This window comes from Paenibacillus sp. UNC496MF (assembly GCF_900113915.1).
Lineage (GTDB): Bacteria > Bacillota > Bacilli > Paenibacillales > Paenibacillaceae > Paenibacillus_Z > Paenibacillus_Z artemisiicola.
This window is the reverse complement of the sequence record NZ_FORE01000020.1, coordinates 44,868-68,821: the sequence shown is the minus strand read 5'-3', so window position 1 is coordinate 68,821 and position 23,954 is coordinate 44,868. Positions and strand designations below refer to the sequence as shown.

Annotated in this window: 23 protein-coding genes; 20 read left to right on the top strand and 3 right to left on the bottom strand. The window is 62.2% G+C overall.

All coding sequences use genetic code 11. The features are described from left to right. The first annotated feature begins 80 nt into the window (after window positions 1-80). From BMZ79_RS30130 to BMZ79_RS30090, 9 genes are all read left to right on the top strand, one after another. A complete protein-coding gene (locus BMZ79_RS30130) occupies window positions 81-1,412 on the top strand; it encodes an MFS transporter (RefSeq protein ID WP_090647996.1) in 1,332 nt (443 codons plus the stop codon). A 381-nt stretch (window positions 1,413-1,793) separates the two neighbouring features. Beyond that, entirely contained in the window at window positions 1,794-2,690 is an 897-nt protein-coding gene (locus BMZ79_RS30125; protein WP_090647994.1) for a putative RNA methyltransferase, read from the top strand. A gap of 140 nt (window positions 2,691-2,830) precedes the next feature. Then, entirely contained in the window at window positions 2,831-3,460 is a 630-nt protein-coding gene (locus BMZ79_RS30120) for a M15 family metallopeptidase (protein ID WP_256253242.1), read from the top strand. A 169-nt stretch (window positions 3,461-3,629) separates the two neighbouring features. After that, complete coding sequence (locus BMZ79_RS30115; protein WP_090647989.1) at window positions 3,630-4,757, top strand: sugar ABC transporter substrate-binding protein; 1,128 nt, start codon at window positions 3,630-3,632, stop codon at window positions 4,755-4,757. Between the two features lie 275 nt (window positions 4,758-5,032). Continuing rightward, entirely contained in the window at window positions 5,033-6,565 is a 1,533-nt protein-coding gene (locus BMZ79_RS30110; protein ID WP_256253241.1) for a sugar ABC transporter ATP-binding protein, read from the top strand. Beyond that, window positions 6,562-7,548, top strand: a complete 987-nt coding sequence (locus tag BMZ79_RS30105; protein ID WP_090647983.1) for an ABC transporter permease — start codon at window positions 6,562-6,564, stop codon at window positions 7,546-7,548. The genes BMZ79_RS30110 and BMZ79_RS30105 overlap by 4 nt, the downstream gene beginning before the upstream one ends. A gap of 165 nt (window positions 7,549-7,713) precedes the next feature. Beyond that, window positions 7,714-8,022 carry a nucleoside-triphosphatase gene (locus BMZ79_RS30100; RefSeq protein ID WP_090647980.1) on the top strand — a complete coding sequence of 103 codons (309 nt, stop codon included), beginning with the start codon at window positions 7,714-7,716 and terminating at the stop codon, window positions 8,020-8,022. Window positions 8,023-8,094: 72 nt separating this feature from the next. After that, a complete protein-coding gene (locus BMZ79_RS30095; RefSeq protein ID WP_090647978.1) occupies window positions 8,095-8,988 on the top strand; it encodes a hypothetical protein in 894 nt (297 codons plus the stop codon). A 181-nt stretch (window positions 8,989-9,169) separates the two neighbouring features. Further along, entirely contained in the window at window positions 9,170-10,039 is an 870-nt protein-coding gene (locus tag BMZ79_RS30090) for a sugar phosphate isomerase/epimerase family protein (RefSeq protein ID WP_090647975.1), read from the top strand. A 183-nt stretch (window positions 10,040-10,222) separates the two neighbouring features. Here the strand turns inward: BMZ79_RS30090 and BMZ79_RS30085 are convergent, their stop codons facing one another. Next, window positions 10,223-11,254 (bottom strand): LacI family DNA-binding transcriptional regulator, encoded by a 1,032-nt coding sequence (locus BMZ79_RS30085; RefSeq protein WP_090647972.1) that lies wholly within the window; start codon window positions 11,252-11,254, stop codon window positions 10,223-10,225. Between the two features lie 323 nt (window positions 11,255-11,577). Between BMZ79_RS30085 and BMZ79_RS30080 the strand changes: the two genes are divergently transcribed. The 5 genes from BMZ79_RS30080 to BMZ79_RS30060 all read left to right on the top strand — a co-directional run bounded on the left by BMZ79_RS30080 (window position 11,578) and on the right by BMZ79_RS30060 (window position 16,806). Beyond that, the gene (locus BMZ79_RS30080; RefSeq protein WP_090647970.1) at window positions 11,578-12,933 is read left to right on the top strand and encodes an ABC transporter substrate-binding protein; all 1,356 of its coding nucleotides are present in this window, start codon (window positions 11,578-11,580) and stop codon (window positions 12,931-12,933) included. A gap of 13 nt (window positions 12,934-12,946) precedes the next feature. Further along, the gene (locus BMZ79_RS30075; RefSeq protein WP_090647968.1) at window positions 12,947-13,822 is read left to right on the top strand and encodes a carbohydrate ABC transporter permease; all 876 of its coding nucleotides are present in this window, start codon (window positions 12,947-12,949) and stop codon (window positions 13,820-13,822) included. Further along, complete coding sequence (locus tag BMZ79_RS30070; RefSeq protein WP_090647965.1) at window positions 13,809-14,648, top strand: carbohydrate ABC transporter permease; 840 nt, start codon at window positions 13,809-13,811, stop codon at window positions 14,646-14,648. The genes BMZ79_RS30075 and BMZ79_RS30070 overlap by 14 nt, the downstream gene beginning before the upstream one ends. A gap of 28 nt (window positions 14,649-14,676) precedes the next feature. Continuing rightward, window positions 14,677-15,618 (top strand): MTP-1 family protein, encoded by a 942-nt coding sequence (locus BMZ79_RS30065; protein ID WP_090647963.1) that lies wholly within the window; start codon window positions 14,677-14,679, stop codon window positions 15,616-15,618. 126 nt (window positions 15,619-15,744) lie between these two features. Beyond that, complete coding sequence (locus tag BMZ79_RS30060; protein ID WP_090647960.1) at window positions 15,745-16,806, top strand: BtaManbiosPhlase; 1,062 nt, start codon at window positions 15,745-15,747, stop codon at window positions 16,804-16,806. A gap of 129 nt (window positions 16,807-16,935) precedes the next feature. On the opposite strand, the gene BMZ79_RS30055 is transcribed toward BMZ79_RS30060, so the two are convergent. Next, window positions 16,936-17,142: a hypothetical protein gene (locus tag BMZ79_RS30055; RefSeq protein WP_090647959.1), complete on the bottom strand. Its 207-nt coding sequence runs from the start codon at window positions 17,140-17,142 to the stop codon at window positions 16,936-16,938. Between the two features lie 281 nt (window positions 17,143-17,423). On the opposite strand from BMZ79_RS30055, the gene BMZ79_RS30050 reads away from it, so the two are divergent. Next, on the top strand, window positions 17,424-18,191 hold the full coding sequence (locus BMZ79_RS30050; protein ID WP_090647957.1) for a pirin family protein: 768 nt from the start codon (window positions 17,424-17,426) through the stop codon (window positions 18,189-18,191). Between the two features lie 94 nt (window positions 18,192-18,285). Here the strand turns inward: BMZ79_RS30050 and BMZ79_RS30045 are convergent, their stop codons facing one another. Then, window positions 18,286-18,681, bottom strand: a complete 396-nt coding sequence (locus tag BMZ79_RS30045; protein ID WP_090647955.1) for a VOC family protein — start codon at window positions 18,679-18,681, stop codon at window positions 18,286-18,288. Window positions 18,682-18,887: 206 nt separating this feature from the next. On the opposite strand from BMZ79_RS30045, the gene BMZ79_RS30040 reads away from it, so the two are divergent. The 5 genes from BMZ79_RS30040 to BMZ79_RS30020 all read left to right on the top strand — a co-directional run bounded on the left by BMZ79_RS30040 (window position 18,888) and on the right by BMZ79_RS30020 (window position 23,901). Then, window positions 18,888-19,544 carry a M48 family metallopeptidase gene (locus BMZ79_RS30040; RefSeq protein WP_090648260.1) on the top strand — a complete coding sequence of 219 codons (657 nt, stop codon included), beginning with the start codon at window positions 18,888-18,890 and terminating at the stop codon, window positions 19,542-19,544. 67 nt (window positions 19,545-19,611) lie between these two features. Then, complete coding sequence (locus BMZ79_RS30035; RefSeq protein ID WP_090647952.1) at window positions 19,612-19,863, top strand: hypothetical protein; 252 nt, start codon at window positions 19,612-19,614, stop codon at window positions 19,861-19,863. Between the two features lie 381 nt (window positions 19,864-20,244). Beyond that, window positions 20,245-21,138 carry an ABC transporter permease gene (locus tag BMZ79_RS30030; RefSeq protein WP_090647950.1) on the top strand — a complete coding sequence of 298 codons (894 nt, stop codon included), beginning with the start codon at window positions 20,245-20,247 and terminating at the stop codon, window positions 21,136-21,138. 3 nt (window positions 21,139-21,141) lie between these two features. After that, complete coding sequence (locus BMZ79_RS30025) at window positions 21,142-22,038, top strand: carbohydrate ABC transporter permease (RefSeq protein WP_090647947.1); 897 nt, start codon at window positions 21,142-21,144, stop codon at window positions 22,036-22,038. Window positions 22,039-22,191: 153 nt separating this feature from the next. After that, on the top strand, window positions 22,192-23,901 hold the full coding sequence (locus BMZ79_RS30020) for a type 2 periplasmic-binding domain-containing protein (protein ID WP_256253240.1): 1,710 nt from the start codon (window positions 22,192-22,194) through the stop codon (window positions 23,899-23,901). The last annotated feature ends 53 nt before the right edge of the window (window positions 23,902-23,954 follow it).

Here is a 23,954-nt window from a genome sequence, read left to right as displayed (position 1 = left end):
GGTCAACCAAGTCGTACTCCTATACAATTACAGACATAGCTGTTCACGCACGCCAAGAGGGATCGGAGGAAATCGCGCTTATGAACAACCGCATCGTCGTCATGGTCAGCATCGTCCTGGCCATGCTCGTGGCATCCATGGATTCGACGATCATCAATACGACCATTCCCGTCATCGTCAAGGACTTGGGCGGGACGAAGCTGTACGCGTGGGTATTCACCGCCTACATGATCGCCTCCACCGTGCTGTCCCCGCTCGCGGGCCGGCTGTCCGACCTGTACGGGCGCAAACGGATTTTCGCCGCGGGCATCCTGCTGTTCCTCGGCGGCTCGCTCTTGTGCGGCTTCTCGCAGACGATGGTCCAGCTCGTCGTCTTCCGCGCCGTGCAGGGCATCGGCGCCGGCTTCATGCTGCCGTTCCCGGCCATCCTCGCCGGGGATCTGTTCCCGGTCGAGCAGCGCGGCAAGATCCAGGCGTTCTTCACCGCGATGTGGGGGCTGTCGGCGGTGCTCGCGCCGCTGCTCGGTTCGGTGTTCACGGAATATTTGAGCTGGCACTGGATCTTCTACGTCAACCTGCCGATCTGCCTCGTATCGTTCCTGACCCTGCTGCCGTACAAGGAAGTGTACGTGCCGAAGAAGGCGCAGATCGACGTGCTGGGCGCGCTGCTCTTCTCGGGCGGCGTCTCGCTGCTGCTCGCGACGACGATCGTCGAGCGCGGCCTCGCGTGGTACGCGGCCGGCGGCGCCGTGCTGCTCGCGGCGTTCTTCGTCTACGAGCGCCGGCACGCGTCGCCGATCGTGCCGTTGTCGCTGCTGCGCAACAAGCCCGTGTCGTGGATGCTGGCAGGCTCGCTGCTCTCGTACATGGCGCTGTTCGGCGCCTCGAGCTTCGTGCCGCTGTTCGTGCAGAACCAAGGCCATTCGCTGCTGACCAGCGGCATCGCGCTGCTGTTCGTGGCGTTCGGCTGGATGGCCGTGTCGGTGCCGGCGGGCAAATGGGTGCTGCGCTTCGGCTACAAGCGGCTGCTGATCGCGGGCAACGCGCTGCTCGTCGTCTCGGCGCTGCTGCTGCTCGCGTTCAAGGCGGGCACGACGCTGGGCTACGTCTTCCTGGCCATGACGGTGTACGGCTTGGCCTACGGCCTGCTGTCCACGGTCTCCATCATCGGCTCGCAGCAGCTGGTGGAGGCGCATCAGAAGGGCATCTCGACCTCGCTCCAAATGTTCGCGCGCAACATCGGCACGGCCGTCGGCGTGACGGTCATGGGGGCGTTCGTGACGAAGACGGACCAGTTCTACGACGGCATCCACCGGCTGTTCCTGTTCGGCCTCATCTTGAGCTTGATCGCTTTCATCCCGCCGTTCGCGCAGCGCGGCCAAGCCGGCGAGGCGGTCAAGAAGCCGGCGTAAGCGGGCAGGACGCGCCGCCGGACGGCGGTCCGAAGGGACGGCTCCGGCCGTTCCGGCCTATCTTGGCTTTGACAGGCCGGACGATCGGAAGTATAGTCGAACGTATACGTGACACAAGGAAGGAGGATTGCCGGAGATGCAGCACTACGTCAGACTGCGTATCCCGACTTTGAAGGCGTAATGCCAGCCATTCAAAGGCTCTGTTTGTCTGAACGGAGGTAACGGGATCCGTCTGCCCATTTCCGGTAATCCAGGAGATTGATCGGGCGTCGGCCAAGGCTTCTCCGTTGCGCGAGCAACGGGAAGTCCGCTTCCCTTTTCCGCTGAACCGCAGGCATATGGCCTGCGGTTTTTTTTGCGTTCGCGAAAGGAAGAGTGACGATGACCAAAAAAATGCAAAGCGTCCGCCGCGTTCAAGCGCGCGAGGCGGATTTCCGGTGCCCGCTGTGCGGCGGGCGCATGGCGGTGCTTGACGCGAGCAGCCTGGTTTGCGAGAACCGGCATACGTTCGATTTCGCCAAACAAGGGTACCTCAATCTCGCGCCGCACGCCCAAGCGGGCGGCTATACGAAGGAACTGTTCGAGGCGCGGCGCCGCATCATAACGGAGAGCGGGCTTTATGCGCCCCTGCACGAGCAGCTGGCGGAGGCCATCGCGGCCTACGGGACTGGCGCCGGCGGTCCGGCGGCGATCGCGGACATCGGCTGCGGGGAGGGCTCGCATCTCGCGATGCTCTTGCGGCGGCGCGGCGATGCGGCCGCCGCCGCGGTCGGCGTCGATCTCGCGAAGGACGCGGTCCAGCTGGCCGCCGCCGCGTACGAGGGACCGATCTGGCTCGTGGGCGACTTGGCGAACCTGCCGTTTCGGGACGGGACGTTCGGCGTCCTCCTTAACATCCTGTCGCCGGCCAATTACCGCGAGTTCGGAAGGCTGCTGGCTCCCGGCGGGCTATTGTTGAAAGCCGTTCCCCGCGCCGGGTATCTGCGGGAGCTCCGCGAAGCCCTCTTCGGCGGCCGGGAGCGGGAACCGTACGCGAGCGACGCGACGATCGCGCGGTTCGATCGGCGGGTTCGGCTCCTTGACGTCGTGCGCGTCCGGCACACGATGCTCCTGCGGCAAGCGGAACTCCGCGACTTGTCGCGGATGACGCCGCTCGCCTGGTCCGCGAACCGGGGGCGGGCCGAGGCGTTCGGGGCGAGGGACGCGGCCGAGATCACCGTCGACGTCGACCTGTTGATCGGCCGAGGCGGCGCTCCTTGGGAGCCAGGGCGTTCCTAGCAAAATTTAACGCGGCACATTGTTGGAAAAACGACATAATTTGATGCTTTTTCTCTTTTTCGACACGTAAAATTTCGATAGAATAGGGTAGACTAGTAAAATAGCCATCTAGCACAGTCACGCAGGAAGCTTCGAAGGAAGTGAGCATTCGCATGCCGGGTTGGAACGTCCCGGTTCCGGCGAGGCCGGGGCTGAGGAGAGAGAAGAAACGGTCGTGGCTGTTGCCGCTCATGCTGGTTTCGCTGGCGGGCTTGTTCATTCTCAATTCCCCGCTCAAGGACCGGCTTTTGCCGCGGACGGACGCCGTGCCGGGCGAGCCGCTGCCGCCGGGCGCGTCGCTGCATCCCGTCGTCGCCGCCAAGATGATGGACCTGATCAAGCGGACGTCGCAGGCGGGCATCACGATATTGATTACCGACGGTTTCCGCAGCAAGCTGGAGCAGGACGTCCTTTACGAGCAGGGGCGGACCGCGAAGGGGCGGATCGTCACGAACGCCAAGGGCGGCACGTCTTACCATAATTACGGCCTCGCGATCGATTTCGCGCTGCGCACCCCGCAAGGGAACGTCGTGTGGGATATGGACTACGACGGCAACAAGAACGGCAAGGCCGACTGGCTGGAGGTCGTCGCCGTCGCGAAGTCGCTCGGCTTCGCCTGGGGCGGCGACTGGGAGAGCTTCAAGGATTACCCTCATTTGCAGATGGATTTCGGCTATTCGATCGACGAACTGAAGCGGGGCAAGTACCCGCCGGACGATGCGAAACCATAAGGGGACATCGGAGGAAGCCGCCCGTGACGGGGCGGTTTTCGTGCGGAACGGGCATCATTGGAAATACCAAAATATGTCTTTCTTATTTCCGATTGACATGCTAGGATATTACCGTTTATAGTAAGTTTCATAGCTTTAGAGAGATGAAGAATAGGGAGGCAGTTCTATCATGATCGTCAAGAAACGCGCGGGCCTCGCGCTCGCACTTCTGCTCGCGTTCGTCCTCGTGCTGTCCGCTTGCGGCAGCAAGTCGAACAACGCGAACGACGCGGCCAACGCCGGCGGCAACGCTCCGGCGAATTCGGGGAACGCGGCATCCGGGGGCACCGGCGCCGATTCGCTGAAAGGCAAGAAAATCGCACTCATCATGCAATTCAACCAAGGCACGTTCTCGGCGCAATACGTCGACGGCGTGACGAAGCAGGTCGAGAAGTACGGCGGCAAGGTGACGGTACTGGCTTCCGACAACGACCTCAATAAAATGGTATCGAACCTCGACACGGCCATCAACCAGAAGTACGACGGCATCCTGCTCGACCACGGCAACGCGGACGCGCTGACCAACGGCGTCAACAAAGCGGTCGCGGCCGGCATTCCGGTCGTCGCGTTCGACTCGGGCCTATCGGTGGACGGCGTCACGAGCCTGGCGCAAAACGACCAGATGCTCGCGGACAAGTCGCTCGAAGCGCTGGCGAAGGACGCCGGCGGCAAGGGCAACATCGTCAAAGTATGGGTCGCGGGCTTCCCGCCGATGGAAAGCCGTCAAATCACGTACGCGAGCTTCCTGAAGAAGTACCCGGACATTAAAGAAGTCGCGCAATTCGGCGACGCGAACCAACCGCAGCTCGACGCGCAAACGCGCATGGAAGCGATCCTGAAGCAGTACCCGGAAAAGGGCAGCATCACGGCGGTATGGGCGGCTTGGGACGAATTCGCGAAAGGCGTCACGAACGCGATCAAGCAAGCGGGCCGCACGGAAATCAAAGTATACGGCATCGATATGAGCGACGAAGACTTGGCGCTGATCCAAGATCCGGCCAGCCCGTGGGTAGCGGCAGCCGGCGCCGACCCGTCCTCGATCGGCCAAGTGCAAGTGCGCTACCTGTACCAGAAGCTGCACGGCGACAAAACGGACGCGACGGTTCAAATCGAGCCGGTGTTCGTCAGCCGCGACGCGCTGCCGACGGACAAGAAAGTCACGACCGCCGATCTCGGCGAATACGTGCAAGGCTGGGGCAAAAGCGACCAAGGCAACACGGACTACCTCAAAGAGCTGGAGCAAGCCGTCGGCAAGTAAGCACGAAATTGCAAGCAGGCACGGCGCGGGGAATCCGCGCCGTTTCCTGCGTTTACGAGTCTAAAAGCGTTAGCGGGTTATGAGTTAATGTAGTGAAAGAGTGACCGGAGGCCGGCATGGAGTCGCAGCAACGTAGCTTATGCTTCCGATGCCGGCGAATGCTGCATGCCTGTCTCCGACAGTGAACGCAAACCAATCGCCTGGACCCATGCCGACCGCAGGGACGGACTTTCACATAAGCTATGATTCCAGCGAAGCGCGAAAGGAGAATGAGGATGGTTTCTGGACAGCCAGTACGGACGGCGCGGGTGCTGCGAATGAGCGGGATCGGCAAATCGTTCGCGGGCGTGGCGGCGCTGAAGAACGTCGATTTCGAGCTGCGCGGCGGCGAGGTGCACGCGCTCCTCGGCGCGAACGGCGCGGGCAAGAGCACGCTGATGAAAATCTTATCCGGCGCCTACGAGGGCGACGAAGGCACGATCGGAATCGACGGCGAGACGCTGGCCGTGCGGTCGCCGGCGGACGCGAAGAAGAGCGGCATCCACTGCGTCTACCAGGAGGTCGACACGTCGCTCGTGCAGCATCTGAGCGTCGCGGAGAACATTATGCTTGACCGGTTGGCCGCCTCCGGGGGCAGCAAGTGGATCTCGTGGGGCAAGCTCAACGACGAGGCGGCGCAGGTGCTCGCGAAGCTCGGCCTGCGGATCGACGTGCATCGCAGCGTGTCCGAGCTGACGCTGGCCGAGAAGCAGCTCGTGCTGATCGCGCGGCTGTTCGCCCAGGAAGCCAAATTCGTCATTCTCGACGAGCCGACGGCCCCGCTCAGCATGGAGGAGGCGGAGCGGCTGTTCGGCCTCATGGACGGGCTGAAGGCGGCGGGCATCGGCATCGTCTTCATCTCCCACCGGCTGCCGGAGGTGTTCCGGGTCAGCGACCGGATCACGGTCATGCGCGACGGCGCCGTCGTCATGAACGAGTCCGCGGACGCGACGAACGCCGGCTACGTCATCCGCGCGATGCTCGGCAAGAGCTTCGAGGAGGAGTATCCGAAGCTCGAGGCGACGATCGGCGCGCCGCTGCTCGAGACCCGCGGGCTCGCGGCGGGCCGGCGCGTGCGCGGCGTCGACCTGACCGTGCGCAGCGGCGAGATCGTCGCCGTCGTCGGGCTCGTCGGCGCCGGCAAGACGGAGCTGTCCCGCCTGCTCTTCGGCGCGGACGTCGCGGAGAAGGGCACCATCGCGGTCGGCGGCAAGCGCGTCGCGCCCCGCTCGCCGGCGGACGGCGTGGCGGCGGGGATCGTGCTCGTGCCGGAGGAACGGCGCAAGGAGGGCATTCTCGTCCGGGAATCCGTGCTGCACAACCTCAGCCTTCCGATCCTGCGCTCGCTCAGCCGGCTCGGCTTTATCTCCGGCGCGAAGGAGAAGCGCCACGCCGACGGCGCCATCGCGCGGCTCGGCATCAAGGCGTCCAGCCCCGACATCGCGACGGCGTTCCTGAGCGGCGGCAACCAGCAGAAAGTCGCGATCGGCAAGTGGACGAGCACGGACGCGAGCGTGTTCGTGTTCGACGAACCGACCAAGGGCGTCGACGTCGGCGCGAAGCGCGACATTTTCCGGATCATCGGGGAGCTGGCGCAGCAAGGCAAAGGCATCTTGTATTTGACCTGCGAATTCGCCGAAGCGCTGGGGCTGGCGGACCGGATTCTCGTCCTGTGCGACGGCGAGATCGTGCGCGAGTTCGGGCGCGGCGAAGCGACGCAGGAAGATTTGCTCTATTATGCGAGTGCGGGTAAGGAGGATTTGGCGTGAACAATCGGCTGCTGCAGTTTTCGTTCAAGTACGGGGCGATCATTTTCATCGGCGTCGTCCTGCTGTTCTTTTCGCTTTATAATGAATACTTCTTCACGTACAACAACCTGGCGGATATTTTGCGTTCCATCTCCATCGTGACGTTCGTCGCGATCGGCGTGACGATCTCGCTCACGGTCGACGGCTTCGACCTGTCCGTCGGTTCGACGGTCTCGCTCGCGACCGTGCTGTCGGCGACGCTGATGGTCTGGTTCCAGCTGCCGCTGGTGCTCGTCATCGTCATTCCGCTCCTCTTCGGCGCGATCGTCGGCCTCATCAACGCGTTCCTGATCGTCAAAATCCGGATCCCGGACCTGCTCGCCACGCTGGCCGTCATGTACATCGTCAGCGGCGTGCACAAGACATACACCAAGGGCTACTCCATCTACAGCAACATGCAGATGCAGGACGGCACGAAGGCGCCGGGCGTCATGACGAAGGAATTTCTGTGGATCGGCCAAGGCAAGCTGCTCGGCGTGCCATTCCCCGTCGTGCTGATGATCATCGCGGTCGTCGCGGCGCATCTGTTCTTCAAATACACGCGGCTCGGCCGGCAAATGATCATGATGGGCGGCAACGAAGAAGCGGCGCGCCTGTCCGGCCTGCGGGTGAAGCGCGTCCGCACGTACGCGTACGTCGCGTCCGGCGTGCTCGCGGCCATCGGCGGCATCCTGTTCGCGGCCCGCGTCGGCAACGGCCAGGTCGACGCCGGCTCGCCGATGCTCATGGAAGCCGTCGCGGCGGTGTTCGTCGGCTACTCCGTCTTCGGCGCGGGGCGTCCGAACATCATCGGCACGTTCTTCGGCGCGGTCCTGATCGGCGTGCTGGTCAACGGCATGACGATGCTGAACGTGGAATACTACACGACCGACATCATCAAAGGCGCGGTGCTCGTGCTGGCGCTCGCGGTGACGTTCATCCACCTGACCCGCAAGAAGAATTGATGCTTCCGCGACAAACAGCCCGGGACCTGACGGTCCGAGCTGTTTTTTCGTGCTGTCTTCCGTTATAAAATTGCGGCATGCTGGATAGGAGACAAAAAGGTCGCGGACCCAACGCGGAGACGACGCGGCCGCCGCGAGACTCAATCATCCGAGAGGAGGCACGTCATGACGGCACAGCCGATGATGATCCTATCGACGGGCAAGCCGCGCTCGGGCAAAAGCACCGCGGTCCAAGCGATCGCACGGCGTCTTGGGCCTAAGCGTTGCGGCGGATTCTATACCGAGGAAGTCCGCGACGAACGCGACCGCACCGGCTTCCGAGGCGTCACGATGGACGGAGAAGCGCGGAACGTCGCCAGCGCGAACATCGACGGTCCGCTGCGGATCGGACGGTACGGCATCGACGCGCGGCGTTCGAGTCGCTGGCGCTCTCAGCCGTCAGGGACTCCTTCCGCGCGAAACGCATCACCGTGATTGACAAGATCGGTTTAATGCGTGCAACTCTGCGGCTGGTATACCTCGTCTAGCGGATAAGGGGGCGATACGATGAAAGCGCGGTTCGCGACCGTTGCGATTTTGGCGTCGGCGATTCTAATGACGGCCGGCTGCGGGACAGAGCCTGAGGCGGGCGCGCCGGCGAGCTCCGGCGCGGCGGGCGCGCCGGCGAGCTCCGGCGCGGCGGGCGCGCCAACCGCAGCGAGGCCGGAAGGCCGGAACGTCCGCCAGCCGGCCGAGGGCGGCGTGCTTCTGCCGAAGCTCGAGCTGCCCGAATCCTCGAACGCCGCGGCGGACATGATCGGCCTGTTCGTGTACCAAGGCAGAATCTATACGCAGACGGATACGTCGATCGATCCGCAGAGCGCGAAGGCGCTGCTCGGCGAGAAGATCGGGAGGACGATCGGCACCATCGACGAATGGAGCAGCCAGGACGAATTTTCCGCGGAATTCGCGTCCTCGATCGGGGCGGCGGATATTTATGCCGTGCACGGTTACGATCCCGGCTTCAGACTGATGGCCTTCGAAGAGCGGGATGGGGAGGTATGGGCGGAGCTGTACGAATGCCTGAACGGGTTTACCGTGACGCGCGGCAGCGATCTGTTCGGCTCGCTCAAGCTCGAGGGAAGCGTGGCGTCCGCCCGGTGGGAGAGACGCGACAGCTGGGACTACGGAAAAGACGAGTTCCAGCCGCTGAACGACGACGGTCCGCTGGACGCGTTCGTCGCAGCCTTGAACGAAGCGAAGCCCGTCGACCACGACAAGCTCTATAAGCAGGGCATCTACGAGAGTCCGGACCAGCGGTTCCTGCTCCTCGCGCTGGAGGACCATACCGTCGTCCGCCTTCGCCTGTTCCGTGACGGGTATGTCAAATACGGCAATGCGCGGGTTTTCTTCCAAATCGGCGACAACGCTTTCAAAAAGATGTGGGACGCGCTTGCCTAGCCCGTCCCAGGCGGCATCGCGCTTCTAAGCACTTTGTCGTTTTTTCGCAACCTGCAAGATTCCGCCAAAGCCCAATTTCGACCCGAAAATATTTTATAATCGAGGTGTCATCGAAGGTATGCAAGCACGCATCGAATCGCACGCTACGACACTTCATTATTTTCGAGGAGGAAGTTACGGCATGAATGTCAAACTTGGGATGCGAATTCCGCCGAAAATCGGCGCGGAAGGAATTGAAAATACGGCGAAATGGGCGGCCGGCGCCGGGTTGGAGGTGCTGGACCTCCCGCGGCTGACGCCGGAGTGGAAGTCGGCGCTGGAAGCGAACGGACTCGGCATCGGCTCCGTCGACGCCAAGCATACGGCCAAGCTGCTGAGCCGCAACGAAGCGACCCGCGCGGACGCGGTGGAAGCGGCGAAGAAGGAAATGTCGGATATCGCCGCGCTGGGCGGACGCGTCCTGTTCATGTGCCTCGTGCCGGAAGACCATACGCTGCCGCGCAAGGAAGGCTTCGCGATCTGGAAGGAGACGTTCCCCGAGATCGTGCGCCACGCGGAGCAGCAGGGCATCTACATCGCCATCGAGGGTTGGCCGGGACCGGCGCCGCATTACGCGACGCTCGGCTGCACGCCGGAGATGTGGCGGGCGATGTTCGAAGCGATTCCGTCGAAGCATTTCGGCCTGAACTACGACCCGTCGCACCTCGTGCGCCTCGGCATCGACTACATCCGGGCGCTGCAGGAGTTCGGCGAGCGCGTCAACCACGTGCATGGCAAGGACACGGAAATCCTGCATGACGAGCTGTACGAGTGCGGCGTGCTGCAATCGACGTTCGGCGAGAAGTACGGCTTCTCCGAAGGCTCGTGGCGCTACACGATTCCGGGCCATGGCGACGTCGAATGGCGCAAGGTCGCCGTTCGTCTGGACCGGCTCGGCTACTCCGGCGCGGTCAGCATCGAGCTGGAAGACCACCGCTTCTGGGGCTCGATCGAGAAGGAGCGCGAAGGCATCGTGAAAGCGGCGGCGCATCTCGCGACGTATTTCAAATAAACGGCGGCTCGCAAACAAAGGAGCGGTCCGCGGTCATCTTCGGATGATCGCGGACCGCTCCTTTTTGTCGTGCCAAGCGCATTGGTTCCGTCGGCATGCACGATAGAACCGGCCGCCGCCGCATCCGTCGCGGCAGCCTTCGCATCCGTCGCGGCAACCCCCGCATCCGCCAGCGGCAGCCGCTCAGCGGCTCGCCGGAGCCGGCCCGGTCGAAGCCCGCACGAGCAGCGACGTCGGCAGCAGCGTCTCCGTCATCGGCTGCTCCGGGTCGTCCATCCGGCTGAACAGCCGTTCGACGGCGCATTCCGCGTAGAGCGGGAGATTGACGTCCATCGTCGTCGTCGGCGGCGTCGCCAGCCGGGACAAGTAACCATTGTCGAAGCTGACGATGGAGACGTCCTCCGGCACCCGAATGCCCAGCTGCTGCAGCGCCGAGGTGACCATGAAGCCGAAGCCGTCGTTGATGCAGAACCAGGCCGTCGGCAGCGCGGGCAGCGCCTTGATCCGGTCGCGCACGCTCTCGCTGTCCTCGGCGGCGTCCGTGATCAGCCACGGCTCCCGCAGCTCGAGCCCGAGTTCGAACGCCGCGAGCCGCATGCCCTCGAGCCGCTCGTAATAGCTCGGCGACAGCCGGATGTTGCCCATGAAGCCGATATCGCGGTGGCCGAGCTCGGCCAGATGGCGAATCGCTTCATACCCGCTGAAGCGGTTGTTGGTCAGGATGCTATCCGCCTGCAGCGCGGGATGGTGATGGTCGATCAGCACCGCGGGAATGCCGGTGTTCAGGACGGCCTGAATGTACGGCGTCGTAATGTGCGAGAGGATCAGCACGCCGTCGACGGAACGATCCTGCAGGAAGGAAGGGAGCGCGAGCGAAGCCGCCTGCTCCGGGCTGATGGATTGGATGACGAGACCGTAGCCCCTGCGGTTCAATTCTTTATCGATGCTCAAATAAATGTCGCCGAAAAAACTTTTCATGGAAAAGGCATAATCCGAGGCGATGAGGGCAACGGTACGTTTGGAACCCGTCCGCGAAGGAGCGTCTTCGGCCGCCTGCCGCTTGGCGTACGTATAGCCCATTTCGGCCGCCGTCCGCACGATCAGGCGCCGCGTATCCTCGCTGACGCCGGATTTGCCGGTCAATGCTTGGGAAACGGAATTTTTGGACAGATTAAGCTTGTCGGCCACGTCCTGCATCGTCACTTTCGTTCTCAATCGAATAACCTCCGTTGCCGGTCCGTTTCCGAAGGCGCGGAATGGACCGTTTCATCTTCATTGTTCCCAGTTTCGCGAGGGATTGTCAAGGGGAGCGGCGATCGAAACGTAGGGGACGGGCCGTCCGCCGATGTTTTGTAACGTTACAATCTACATTATTAACATTACCACAAAATCTATTAACCGGTTACATTAAAATTTGTCACTTGACTAAGTTGATGACTAAGAGCATAATAAAAGCGTTCTCACGTTGCTTGTCAGGTTACAAATCGCATGATTTTGTTTAATCTTCATTACAATCACAGCATGGAGGGGCACGTAAAATGAAAAAGAAAACTTCGGCACTATCGGTGGTTGCGCTTTCAGCCGTACTGCTGTCGGCTTGCTCGACGGGCCAAGGTACGACGAACAACAGCGGCAACACGGCAGGCAACACAGCCGGCAACAACGCCAATGCGGGCGGGGTCACGACGATCGAGTTTTGGGCGGCGCCGAACCCGACGCAGCAAGCTTATTGGACCGAGATGGCGAAAGCCTACCAAGCGGTCAACGATAAAGTAAAAATCAACGTCAGCGCGATGAAGGAATCGCCGACGTCCGAAGCGGGCATTCAAGCGGCGATCGCGGCGAAGAGCGCGCCGACGATGTCCGAGAACATCAACCGCGGCTTCGCGGCGCAGCTGGCGGACAGCCAAGCGCTCGTGCCGCTCGATACGATCGCCGGCTTCTCCGACGTCATCGCGAGCCGCGACATGTCGAAGACGATCGAGCCGTGGAAGTTCGCGGACGGCCATCAATACGTGCTGCCGATCTACTCCAACGCGATGCTGTTCGGTTGGCGCCTCGATACGCTGAAGGAGCTCGGCTATGACGCGCCTCCGAAGACGTACGGCGAAGTGCTCGAAGTGACGAAGAAGCTGAAAGCCAAATACGGCGACAAGAAATACCTGTGGGCGAAACCGGACCTCGCGGATCCGACGGCCTGGAAGCGCTGGTTCGACTTCTACATGCTGTACGACGCGGCGTCGAACGGCAACAAGTTCATTGAAGGCAGCTCCTTCACGGGCGATCAGAAAGCCGGCGAGCAAGTGCTGACCTTCGTCGATAACCTCCGCAAGGAGAAGGGCCTCCTGGCTCGCCAGGTGACGGATCCGTTCGAGAACGGCGTCGGCATCTTCACGGACGTAGGCCCTTGGACGTTCACGACATGGGCGCAGAAGTATCCGAACCTGAAGTACAACGACACGTACACGCTGAGCATGCCGCCGGTTCCGGACGGCGTCGACCCGGCCCAAAGCAAAACGTTCGCCGACACGAAAGGCCTCGTCGTCTACGCGTCCGCGACGAAAGCGCAGCAGGAAGCCGCGGTCGGCTTCATGAAATGGGTGTATAGCGATGCCGCGAACGACGCGAAATGGTTCAAGGACACGAACCTCCCGCCGGCGCGCGACGACCTGTCCACGAACGAAGCTTTCAAGCCGATTCTCGACGCGAGCCCGCAGCTGAAGCCTTATGCGGAGAACGTGCCGAACGCCATCCCGCCGATGGACAACGCCAAGTACAACGACCTGCAGACGATCATCGGATCCGAAGCGTTCAACAAGGTCGTCAAAGGCGAAATCGCCCCTGCGGAAGGATGGGCAGCGATGAAGGCTGCGCTCGAGAAAGCCCTGAAATAAGGGGGATCCCATCATGGACCAACGAAACAACAGATTGGGCTGGCTCTTCACCAGCCCTTATCTGATCTATTCCATCGTCTTTTTCTTCATCCCGCTGATCTGGACGTTCTTCCTCTCCTTCACGGACTGGAACCTGATCAAGCCGGTATTCAACTTCAAAGGCATCAGCAACTTCACGGATGCGCTCCGGTCGCCTAGCGTTCACGCGGCGTTCTGGAATACGTACCGGTTCATGCTCATCTTCGTGCCGATCGTGACGGCGCTCGCCGTCGGCGTCGCCGTGCTCGTCCACGGCTTGTCGCGGTTCAAGGGCTTGTTCCTGATCGGCTTCTTCCTGCCGTACCTGAGCTCGGGCGTCGTCTCGGCGCTGATCGTCAAGGGCCTGCTGTCGTACACGAGCCCGGTCAATACCGCGCTGCGGGGCCTCGGCCTCGACATCGACTGGCTCGGCACGCCATTCACGGCGCTTATGATCGTCGGCCTCATCCTGGCGTGGAAGTTCACGGGCTATTACGCGCTCATCATCACGTCCGGCCTCGAGAGCATCGACAAGGAAGTGTACGAGGCGGCCGCCATCGACGGCGTCAAGGACAGCCAGCGGTTCTGGCGCATTACGCTGCCGCTGCTCTACCCGTCGCTCTACACGACGCTCATACTGGCGTTCGGCGTGACGTTCGGGATCTTCACCGAGGTGTACCAGTTGACCGGCGGCGGACCGGGCAACGCCACGAACACGTGGCAGATGGAGATTTTCAAGCAGGCGTTCTCGAACCTGCAAAGCGGCTACGCTTCGGCGGTCGCGCTGCTGGCTTCGATCGCGACGTTCATTTCCATCTACGTGATCCGCAAATTACTGGAAGTTTGGGGGAAACGCAATGGTTGGGTCTAAACGGCACAGCGGCGCAAGGCGGGCCGTCCGTTACGCGCTCGCCATCGTGCTTCTGCTCATCATGGTTTATCCGTACCTGTACATGGTGCTCAATTCGTTCGCGGATTGGACGCAAATCGACAAGACGCTCATTCCGACGAAATTCACGACCCGGTCGTACGACTGGCTGCTGCACGGCGGCGAAACCGGCGTCACGCGCCCGTGGTTCCACGCGTTCATGAACAGCGTGATCGTGTCGCTCTGCTCGACGGTGCTTATGATGCTGTTCGGCGTCATGGTCGCCTACGCGCTGGCGAAGCTGAATTTCTTCGGCCGCAAGGCGATCGACAATTTCGTGCTGTTCCATATGTTTTTCCCGGCGATCATCCTGCTGATTCCGACGTTCCTGATCATCCAGCGCGTCGGCTTGTACGACACGTACCTGGGCTTGATCCTGCCGAAGGCGGTCAGCCTGTGGGCGATCTTCATGTACACGAACTTCTTCAAGGCGGTGCCGCAGGTGTTCATCGAAGCGGCCCGGCTGGACGGCGCGAGCGATCTGAAAATCATGTACCGCATCATGCTGCCGATGTCGAGGTCGATCACGACCGTCATCTTCCTGTTCCTGCTCATGGAGCGGTGGACGGAGCTGCTGTGGGACATGATCGCGGTCAAGAGCGACTCCATGCTGACGCTGAACGTCCTGCTGTCGCAAATGTTCGGCCCGTACGGCTCCTATCCGGGTCCGCTGTACGCCGCGTCGACGGTGCTGACGCTGCCGATTATCATCATGTTCATCATTTTCAGCAAGAAATTCAAAGAAGGCATGCAGTTCAACCTGAAATAAACGCCAGGCGGAGTGGGGAGAGAGAACGATGACAACAGGATTTCGAGGAGAGCCGCAAGCGTGCGGGGAACTGGTCGGGGCGTACCGGGCGTCCGGCGCCCGGGCCGAAGGCGCGGAGCGGATCCGCTTCGGCGGCTTCGCCGGCAAGGACGTATACAATATCGCGGCGCCGTTCGAGGATCAGGGCGTATCGGTCATTCCGGGCCGCGTGGAATCGCGCGACAGCGAACATTCCGAGGTCGTGTTCTTCGCGGAGCGCGGCGGCGAGTGGCTGCCGGTCGCGGACGCGCCGGTATTGACGCTGCAGGATCCGTTCCATGCGCGGATCGGCGGGGAGCTTATCGTCGGCGGCGTGGAGATTTATCCGCATCCGGCGAACGAAGGCGCGCTCATGTGGCGCACCGTGTTCTACCGGGGCGCGGACATCCGCAGCCTGAAGCCGTTCTTCCGAGGGCCGGACGGCATGAAGGACCTGCGGCTCGTCGAGCTCGCGGACGGCGCGATCGGCGTGTTCACCCGGCCGCAGGGCGAGAAGGGCGGACGCGGCAAGATCGGCTTTACGCGCGTGAATGCCCTGAGCGACTTGTCGATCGCGGTCATCGACGACGCGCCCCTGCTCGAAGGCCAGTTCGCCGAGGGCGAATGGGGCGGCGCCAACGAGGCGCATCTGCTGAAGGACGGACGCGTCGGCGTGCTGGGCCACGTGGCCTGCTTCGACGACGCGGGCGATCGCCATTATTATCCGATGGCATTCGAATTCGACCCGGCCGACCGGACGTTCGCGCCGATGAAGCTGATCGCCGAGCGCAGCCGGTTCCTGCCGGGGCCGGCCAAGCGGCCGGATCTGCAGGACGTCGTGTTCAGCGGCGGGCTCGTCCGCCGCGGGGACGGCAGCGCCGTGCTGTACGCGGGCATCAGCGACGCGGACGCGCAGCGGATCGTCATCGACGATCCGTTCCGGGGCCGCTAACGGGCGGCCGCGCGCCCGCGCCGGGCCGAGCCGCGCGTTCGGCCCTCTTAACCTTTCTTTAAGCTCTTTAAGCGAGAGAACCGTACTGTCTACGATAAATAGAGCCATACAGAGGAGTTATACGCCATGAATATTTACCGCTATGAACAAAATCCGCTGGTCACGCCGGCGGACGTGAAGCCGCACCGGGACGATTTCGAAGTCATCGGCGCGTTCAACGCCGGCATCGCGGAGTATAACGGCGAAGTCATCATGCTGCTTCGCATTGCCGAGCGTCCGATCAGCCCCGACCCCGAGGTCGTGCTGGCGCCGGTCTACAATGTGGAGACCGGGGGCCTCGATCTCGTTCCGATCCGCAAGGACGACGAGCGCTACGACCTGTCGGACCCGCGCGTCATTATCTTGAAGGAGAACGCCCCGGCCTTCCAATACTTGACGTCGCTGTCGTACCTGCGCATCGCGCGCAGCAAGGACGGCCATGCCTTCACGATCGACGAGAAGCCGTTCGTGTATCCGTCGCAGTCGCTCGAGACGTTCGGCATCGAGGATCCGCGCATCACGCAGATCGGGGATACGTACTACATCTACTTCTCCGCGGTGTCGCCGGTCGGCATCGGCGAGTCGCTCGTCTCGACGAAGGATTTCGTGACGACGACGCATCACGGGATGATTTTCGGCCCCGACAACAAGGACGTGCTGATCTTCCCGGAACGGATCAACGGCAAGTATTACGCGCTGCACCGGCCGACGACGAAGAGCTGCGGCCGTCCGGAGATGTGGATCGCCGAGTCGGACAACCTGCTCTACTGGGGCAACCACAAGCATCTCATCGGCCTGCGCGAAGGCATGTGGGACAGCGGCCGCATCGGCGGCGGCGCGGTGCCGTTCCGCACGGAGCGCGGCTGGCTGGAGCTGTACCACGGCGCGACGAAGGACCATCGCTACTGCATGGGCGCGGTGCTGCTGGACATCAACGATCCGTCGAAGGTGCTCGCCCGTTCGGTGAAGCCGATCATGGAGCCGGATGCGGACTACGAAGCGAACGGCTTCTTCGGCGGAGTCGTCTTCTCCTGCGGCGCCCTCGTGGACGGCGACCGGGTCCGGATGTACTACGGCGCGGCGGACACGTCGATGGCGTGCGCCGAGCTGAGCCTGCAAGAGATTTTGGACGGCTTGGAAGAGGTCTAAGCGGCACGGCGTTCCCGTCGCCCGCATCGAATCATCGGGCGGAAGTTCAAACAGCCTTTCGGAAACGCGCCGCGTTCCCGGAAGGCTGTTTTTCTTTGCGCGAAGCGGCGCCGGGCGATACGCCGGACGCTACGTGCGATGCGTCCGGCCGCGCAGCCGGATCGAGAGGTAAGCCAGCCCGTTCACGAGCGCGAGCCCGAAGAAGATGATCGCGAGGCACATCAGCCCGCTGATCGCGGGATGATCCTTGTCGACGCGGAGCCAATGGACGGCCATGCAGGCCGACAGCACGAAGCCGAGACCGAACGCGGCCGTAATCGCGGCGCGGATTTTCATGGATGCTTCAACTCCTTCCGTTCATGAGGGCGATCTACTCTAATCAACGACGGGGAAGCCGGCGACGGTTTCGCATGTTGTCGTTTTTTTTGGCGCGCGGCGCTTGCGGGTCAAGCAGGCAAGCGAGCCATCAAGCAAGCTAGCAAGCTCCGATCCGTTCATTGACAGGCTGATATCCTAGTGTTAGGATAAATATATCCTACGTATAGGATTTCTATGAATAGGAGCTAAGTGAAGCGGAGATAGCCTCCGAATCGTGAACGGAAAGGAATGAGGAACGCATGAAAATCGGCATTTATCCGCCGGAGCAGCAGGTCAAGGAGCTGTTCGACGGCGGCAGCATCGTCGTGCAGAAGCCGATCGGCTTCCCGCATCAGGATTCCGTCGTCCGCCGCGTCGGGCCGCTGTTCTATTGGGGCTGGGGATATACGAAGACGGAGGGCGGCGTCGGGCTGCATCCGCATCAAGGCTTCGAGATCATGTCGTACGTTCTGCACGGCAGATTGATCCACGGCGACACGCTGGGCACGGAGAGCATCGTCGGCGCTGGGGGCGCGCAGGTCATGCAGACCGGCTCCGGCGTCTCGCACCGGGAACGGTCGATCGGACCGGACGCCGAAGCGTTCCAGATCTGGCTCGAGCCGGATTTGAACGCCGCGGTGCTGCGGGAGCCGACGTACGCCGATTACCGGCACGAGGATTTCCCCGCCGCGTCGCCGGCGCCGGGCGTCAGCGCGAAGACCGTGCTCGGAGAAGGCTCTCCGATCCGGCTCGTGACCGACGCGAAGATGTGGGACGTCGCGGTCGAGCCGGGCGCGGCGTTCGCGCAGGACATTCCCGCCGGCTATTCGTGGGCGGCGCTCGCGGTCCGCGGCGACGGCGCCTGGGAGACGGAGGGCGGCACGGTGCCGTTCCGCGGCAGGGACTTCAGCGTGATCGACGCGCCCGAAGGCGGCCGCGCGGTCGTCCGGCCGACGGGCGGCGCGCCGCTGCGGCTCGTCGTCATCGAACTGCCGATGCGCGTCGACTATCCGCTGTACCGGAAATAATCGCGGGAACTGTTTACCGATGTCCGGAATAACCCGGAGAAGCAAAAAGCCCGACCCGTATAGGTCGAGCTTTTTGGCTTTTGCATCCGCACAGTTATTTCGCGTTCTCGTCCGGCTGGTGAATGCCGATGATGTTGCCCTCGGTGTCGATGTAGTAGCCTTGCCACGCCATGCCGGGCAGGGCGTACTTCGGCAGCGCGACCGTGCCGCCGAGCGCCAGAATCTTCGCTTCCGTCGCGTCGTAGTCGCCGACGCCCATCGTGCACGCGAAGCCGTTCACGGCCTGTCCCGGCGCCGGCGGCGGTCCCATGCGCTGCATCAACGCGCCGTTGATGCCCATCGCTTCGGCGTCGCCCGTCACCGCTCCGAAGTAGGGCATGCCGGCGTAACTGCTCCAATCTTCGAACGTCCAGCCAAACACATCGCCATAAAACTTCTTGGCACGCTCCATGTCATCGACATGCACCTCGAAATGAACGACTTTTCCCATGAATAGCCTCCTCGTTTTTGACTTCCTTCTTCTTCTATATACCCCAATGCCTCCAGTTTGGGCAAGCCCGATCGGGTCTATTCCCGAAGTCGCCGGATTCTCCGCGGCTTATCCGGGCTTGCCCGGCTGGACGCCCCCTGCGGCGCGCGTTAAAATTGAAGCACGCGCGCGGCGCGACATTATCCCGGAAAGAAATGATGACGAGCATGAAAATCGAACTGGAGCACCGCGTCATTGACGTTCACGTGGCCTACGGGGCGCGAAATAAGCTTGCCGTCCGAGTCGATCCGAACGGCCTCGTTACGGTGAAGGCCCCGAACGGGGCAAGCGAAGACGAGATCGCGCGGGCGGTGAGGCAGCATGGCGCGCAGCTCGCGGCGCGGCTGGACGCCATCGAACGGGCGCGTTCGGCGCCGCGGGTGCGGGAATACGAGGGCGAACAAGGGAAATTTCTGCATCTCGGCCGCTACTATAAGCTGAACGAGCTGATCGATACGGAGGGTCTGAGCGAGGAAGAGCTCCGGCTGCGGTTGAAGAAGTTTTATATGGCCAGTTGCAAGAAGGTCGTGCTGGAACGGATTCAAGGGTATCAGAAGCAGCTGCGGGTAACGCCGAAGTCCATCGAGATCGTGGAGTCCATCACCAAGTGGGGAAGCTGCAGCTCGAATAAGCAGCTGACCTTCAATTACCGCCTGGCCATGGCGCCGGTCGAGGTGATCGATTACGTCATTATCCACGAGCTCTGCCATCTGCTGCATATGAATCACGACCGGTCGTTCTGGAGGCGGGTCGGGAGCATCATGCCGGATTACAAGGAGAAGGAAGCGTTCCTGGACCGGTACGGGCATGCGATGGAGCTTTGATATTGGCGGCAAGCGGCGCCCGTGCATGGCCGGTTAATGACGAACGAAGCGATAAGGAGTGTCGGGTTTGAAGTCGGATCTCAAGCAGTACGAGATGGATTACAGCGATAAGAAGGAAAATAGAGTGGCTTCATTATTGATTTTCGCAGCATGGACGGCGTTCGGCATCGGGTTGCTGTTGTTCGTCTTGCCGTGGTGGAAAGACGCGGCGACCGGATCCTTCGTGTCGCTCTGCGCGTTTGCGGCGGCGGGCGCGTTTCTTCGGGGGATGGCCGAAATCATTCGGCTGCTGCACGGCATTCATCTGAAAATGAAATAAACGCACGGGGGAGCAGGCTCGGCGTCTGCTTCGTCCTCGAAAACGGGTGCGGAAGAAGCGGCCGCTGTTGTACATGCCGCGGTTCGTCGTCCATGCCCTGCTGCTCGCGCTTACGGTGTCGACCTTCCTTCGGCTCGACGAGCCCATCGCCATCCCTCAATAAGACGAGCCCCCGAGAGCCTTCCGCGAACCCCGCGTTCCGGAGGCTCTTTTTCCGTTGCCGCCTCGTTTGCGCGCCGCTGCCAGCCTCCATGAAAAAACGTTTTCAAAAACGCCCCTCGTTCTCCGCCCAAATCGCTAATCATTGCGATAGAAATCCAACCGTTGTGTTCTACCTCGGCCTTCGCCCTGTCCGTATAATGAGCGTACAGAGGTGATCCCATGCTCGAAAGACTGGCAAAATACCGCGCCCAGTACGTCATGATCGCGCCGGCCGTCGTGCTGTTGTTCCTGTTCAGCTACATCCCGATGGCCGGGATCCAAGTCGCGTTCAAAAATTTCCACATCGGCTACACGATCTGGAACGCCCCGTGGGTGGGGCTGGAAAATTTCTCGTTCCTGAAGGACGACCAATTCTGGATCGTCGTCAAGAACACGATCATCATCGCGCTGCTGAAGTTCATTTTCGGCTTCCCGGCGCCGATTATTCTCGCGCTGCTCATCAACGAGGTGCGGCACAGCGGGTTCAAGCGGTTCGTGCAGTCCGTCAGCTATCTCCCGCACTTCTTCTCCTGGATCGTCGTCGCGTACATCCTGCAGTCGCTGCTGACGCTGGACGGCGGCCTCGTCAACCAATTCGTCGCCAAGACCGGATCCGATCCGATCTTCTTCCTCGGCTCGACGGAATGGTTCCGTCCGATCATCGTGGCGAGCGGTCTCTGGAAGGAAGTCGGCTGGAACACGATCCTGTACCTCGCGGCGATCACGACGATCGACCCGCAGCTGTACGAGGCGGCGAAGGTCGAAGGCGCGGGCAGGCTTGCGCAGATCCGGCATATTACGCTTCCCGGCATCATGCCCACGATCGCCATCGTGCTCATCCTCAGCATGCCGAGCCTGATCGCGGTCGGCATGGACCAGATTTACCCGCTCATGAACCCGGCCAACCAGCCGGTCGCGGACGTGCTCGACACGTACATTTTGCGAAGCGGGCTGCAGCAGGGCTACTTCGGCATGGCCACGGCCGTCGGCCTGCTCTCCTCGGTCATCAGCCTGATCCTCGTGCTCGTCACGAATCAGCTGTCGCGCAAATTCAACGGGGAGGGGCTCTGGTAACGCATGAAACGTTCGGCAAGCGACAAAGCGGGGCAGCTCGTCATCGCGGTGCTCCTGTCACTCCTGTGCTTCTCGGTCATCTATCCGTTCCTGTATATGCTGGCCATCTCCCTGAACGTGGGGAGCGACGCGGCCAAGGGCGGCGTCTACCTGTGGCCGCGCCAATTCACGCTCGACAACTTCCGGATCGTGCTCGGCAACCAGATCATCCGGCACGCCTACTGGATCACGATCGCCCGGACGATCGCCGGCACGGTCGTCGGCCTGCTCGTCACGCTGCTCGCGGCGTTCGGCCTGTCCTACCGGAGCCTGCCGCTGCGGGGCACGCTGCTCGGCTACGTGCTCGTGACGATGCTGTTCAGCGGCGGCCTCATTCCGTTCTACATTCAGCTGCACGACCTCTCGCTCCTGAATTCGTTCTGGGTGTACATCGTGCCGAGCGCGTTCTCGGCCTGGAACATGTTCGTCATGCTGAAGTTCATCCAGGGGATCCCGGAGGCGCTGATCGAATCGGCCGAAATGGACGGCGCGCATCCGTTCCGGGTGCTCTGGTCGATCGTGCTGCCGCTCTCGAAGCCGATGCTCGCGGCGCTCGGCCTGTTCACGGGCGTCATGCACTGGAACGACTGGTTCGCCGGCGCGTTCTTCGTCTCGAACCAGAGCTTGATCCCCGTACAGACGTTCCTGCAGCAGCTGCTCTCCGCGCAGGACATCTCGGCGGTGCTCGGCTCCAACAACAACGTGGAAGCGATCGCCCGGGGCTCGAGCCTCGCCAACGTGACGCTCATGTCCGTCAAGATGGCGACGGTCATGGTCAGCGCGATTCCGATCCTGTGCGTCTATCCGTTCCTGCAGCGTTATTTCGTCAAGGGCGTGCTGATCGGTTCCGTCAAAGGGTAAGCGGCCGCGGAGCGGCTCGAGCATAGCGGCTCGAGCATGACGGCTCGAATCAACGGTATAGGCTGGTAATTCGATCCATATTTCGAGCGGGTGTACGGAAACACCATATATAATGGAGAGACAGAAAGGGGAAAGCAGCGCATGACAAGGCTTATGGGAAGAAAGAGTATGGCGGCCGCCCTGACGGCGCTCGTGCTCGGCCTGACGGCGTGCTCGAGCGGCGGCAACGCCGGCGGCAACGCGGCGGACAACGCGCCGGCCGGCCGGAACGGCGGCGCGAACGCGAACCAGACGGCGGGCGCGGCTCCGGACGCGGGCGATTCCAAAGCGTTCAAATTATGGCTCGGCTGGACCGCGACGATCAACAACGACAGCATGGTCCAGAAGTATTGGCGGGAGCACGAGCCGGGCATCGACGTCCAGCTGGAGTCGACGCAGGGCGACGCCATGACGGCGCTCAACCTGAAGCTGAACACCGGCGGCTTCGACGACGCGGCTCTGTTCGGCCGAAGCGACATCGTCAATTCCTCGATGATCCGCTCGGGCAGCATCATGCCGGTCGAGCCGTACTTCGACATGCCGGATAAGTACCCGGGCCTTGCATCCATTCCGAAGCTGTACCTGGACGCGATGAAGGACAAGGACGGCCATATCTGGTCGATCCCGACCTGGTTCGACCAGAATCCGTCCGATCCATGGCCGGGCTGGGCATCGGCGGGCTGGTTCGTGCGGAAGGACGTGCTCGACAAGACCGGCATGACGATGGACGACCTGAAGACGATCGACGGCATCGAGAATTTCCTGCGCGCCGCGGCCAAGCAGAAGGACGCGTCGGGCAAGGCGCTCATCCCGCTCAGCTTCCTCTCGGACGCGAACGACGAGAACGTCATCCTGAGCACGTTCGGCGTGTCGACCGCGACCGCCGGCGGCGTCATCCCGGTGGAGAAGAAGGACGACGGCAGCTACGAATTCATCTATGACAATCCGCAGTACAAGGCCGCCTACCAATGGATGAACAAGATGTACCGCGAAGGCCTGATCGACGCCGAGGCGATCACGGACAAGGCGGAGCGCTACAAGGAGAAAACGAAGTCCGGCCGCATCGCGATGAACGTCGGCGGATTCTTCAACATGGACGCGCACATTTGGGAGATCCTGGACGGACCGACGGAGCCGGCGTGGTACATCGACACGATCCCGTATCCTCAGGTACCGGGCGTCGGCAAGATCGGCTCGAACCAGATCGTCAACCCGTACCCGGGCAATGACCTGTACATCAGCAAGAATACGAAAAACTTGGGCGCGATTCTGAAGTTCGTCGACTACATGCTGACGCCGAAGCCGGAGCAGCAGCAAGTCGCGAACGAAGGGCCGGCCGGCGTATTCTGGGATTGGGTGGATAAGCCGCTCGGTCTGTGGAAATTCACGGACGTGAACTACCAGAAGCTGCACGATTCGGGCGACGCGGCGAAGATCGCGAGCACGAACCCGGCTCTGTACGCCATCTCGTCCTACAGCAACGAATGGTACCCGTGGTGGAACTACGCCCTGACCGAGCCGAAGGGCCGGCAGAAGACGATCGACTTCACGCAGGCGATCGGCAAGATGGGCGGCGTCCGCGTCGCGGAGCCGTACGACATGGTGAAGGCGAAGCCGGGCGGCCTGTGGGAGAAATATTTGCCCGAGCTCGAGAACGTCCGCAAGGAGTACAAGGCGAAGCTGCTCATGGCCAAGGACGACAAGGCGTTCGAAGCGGCGTGGTCCGATTTCCAGTCCGCGCTCGAGAAGCGCGCCCACTGGAGCGAGCTCAAGCAGGAGTGGAACGCGACGCTGCAGGAGCAGACGGCCGGGGCCAAGGGCTGACGCCCGCGCCGCATGGCGCCGGCTTGAAGGTGCCGGCGGGGCAACAACCGCAT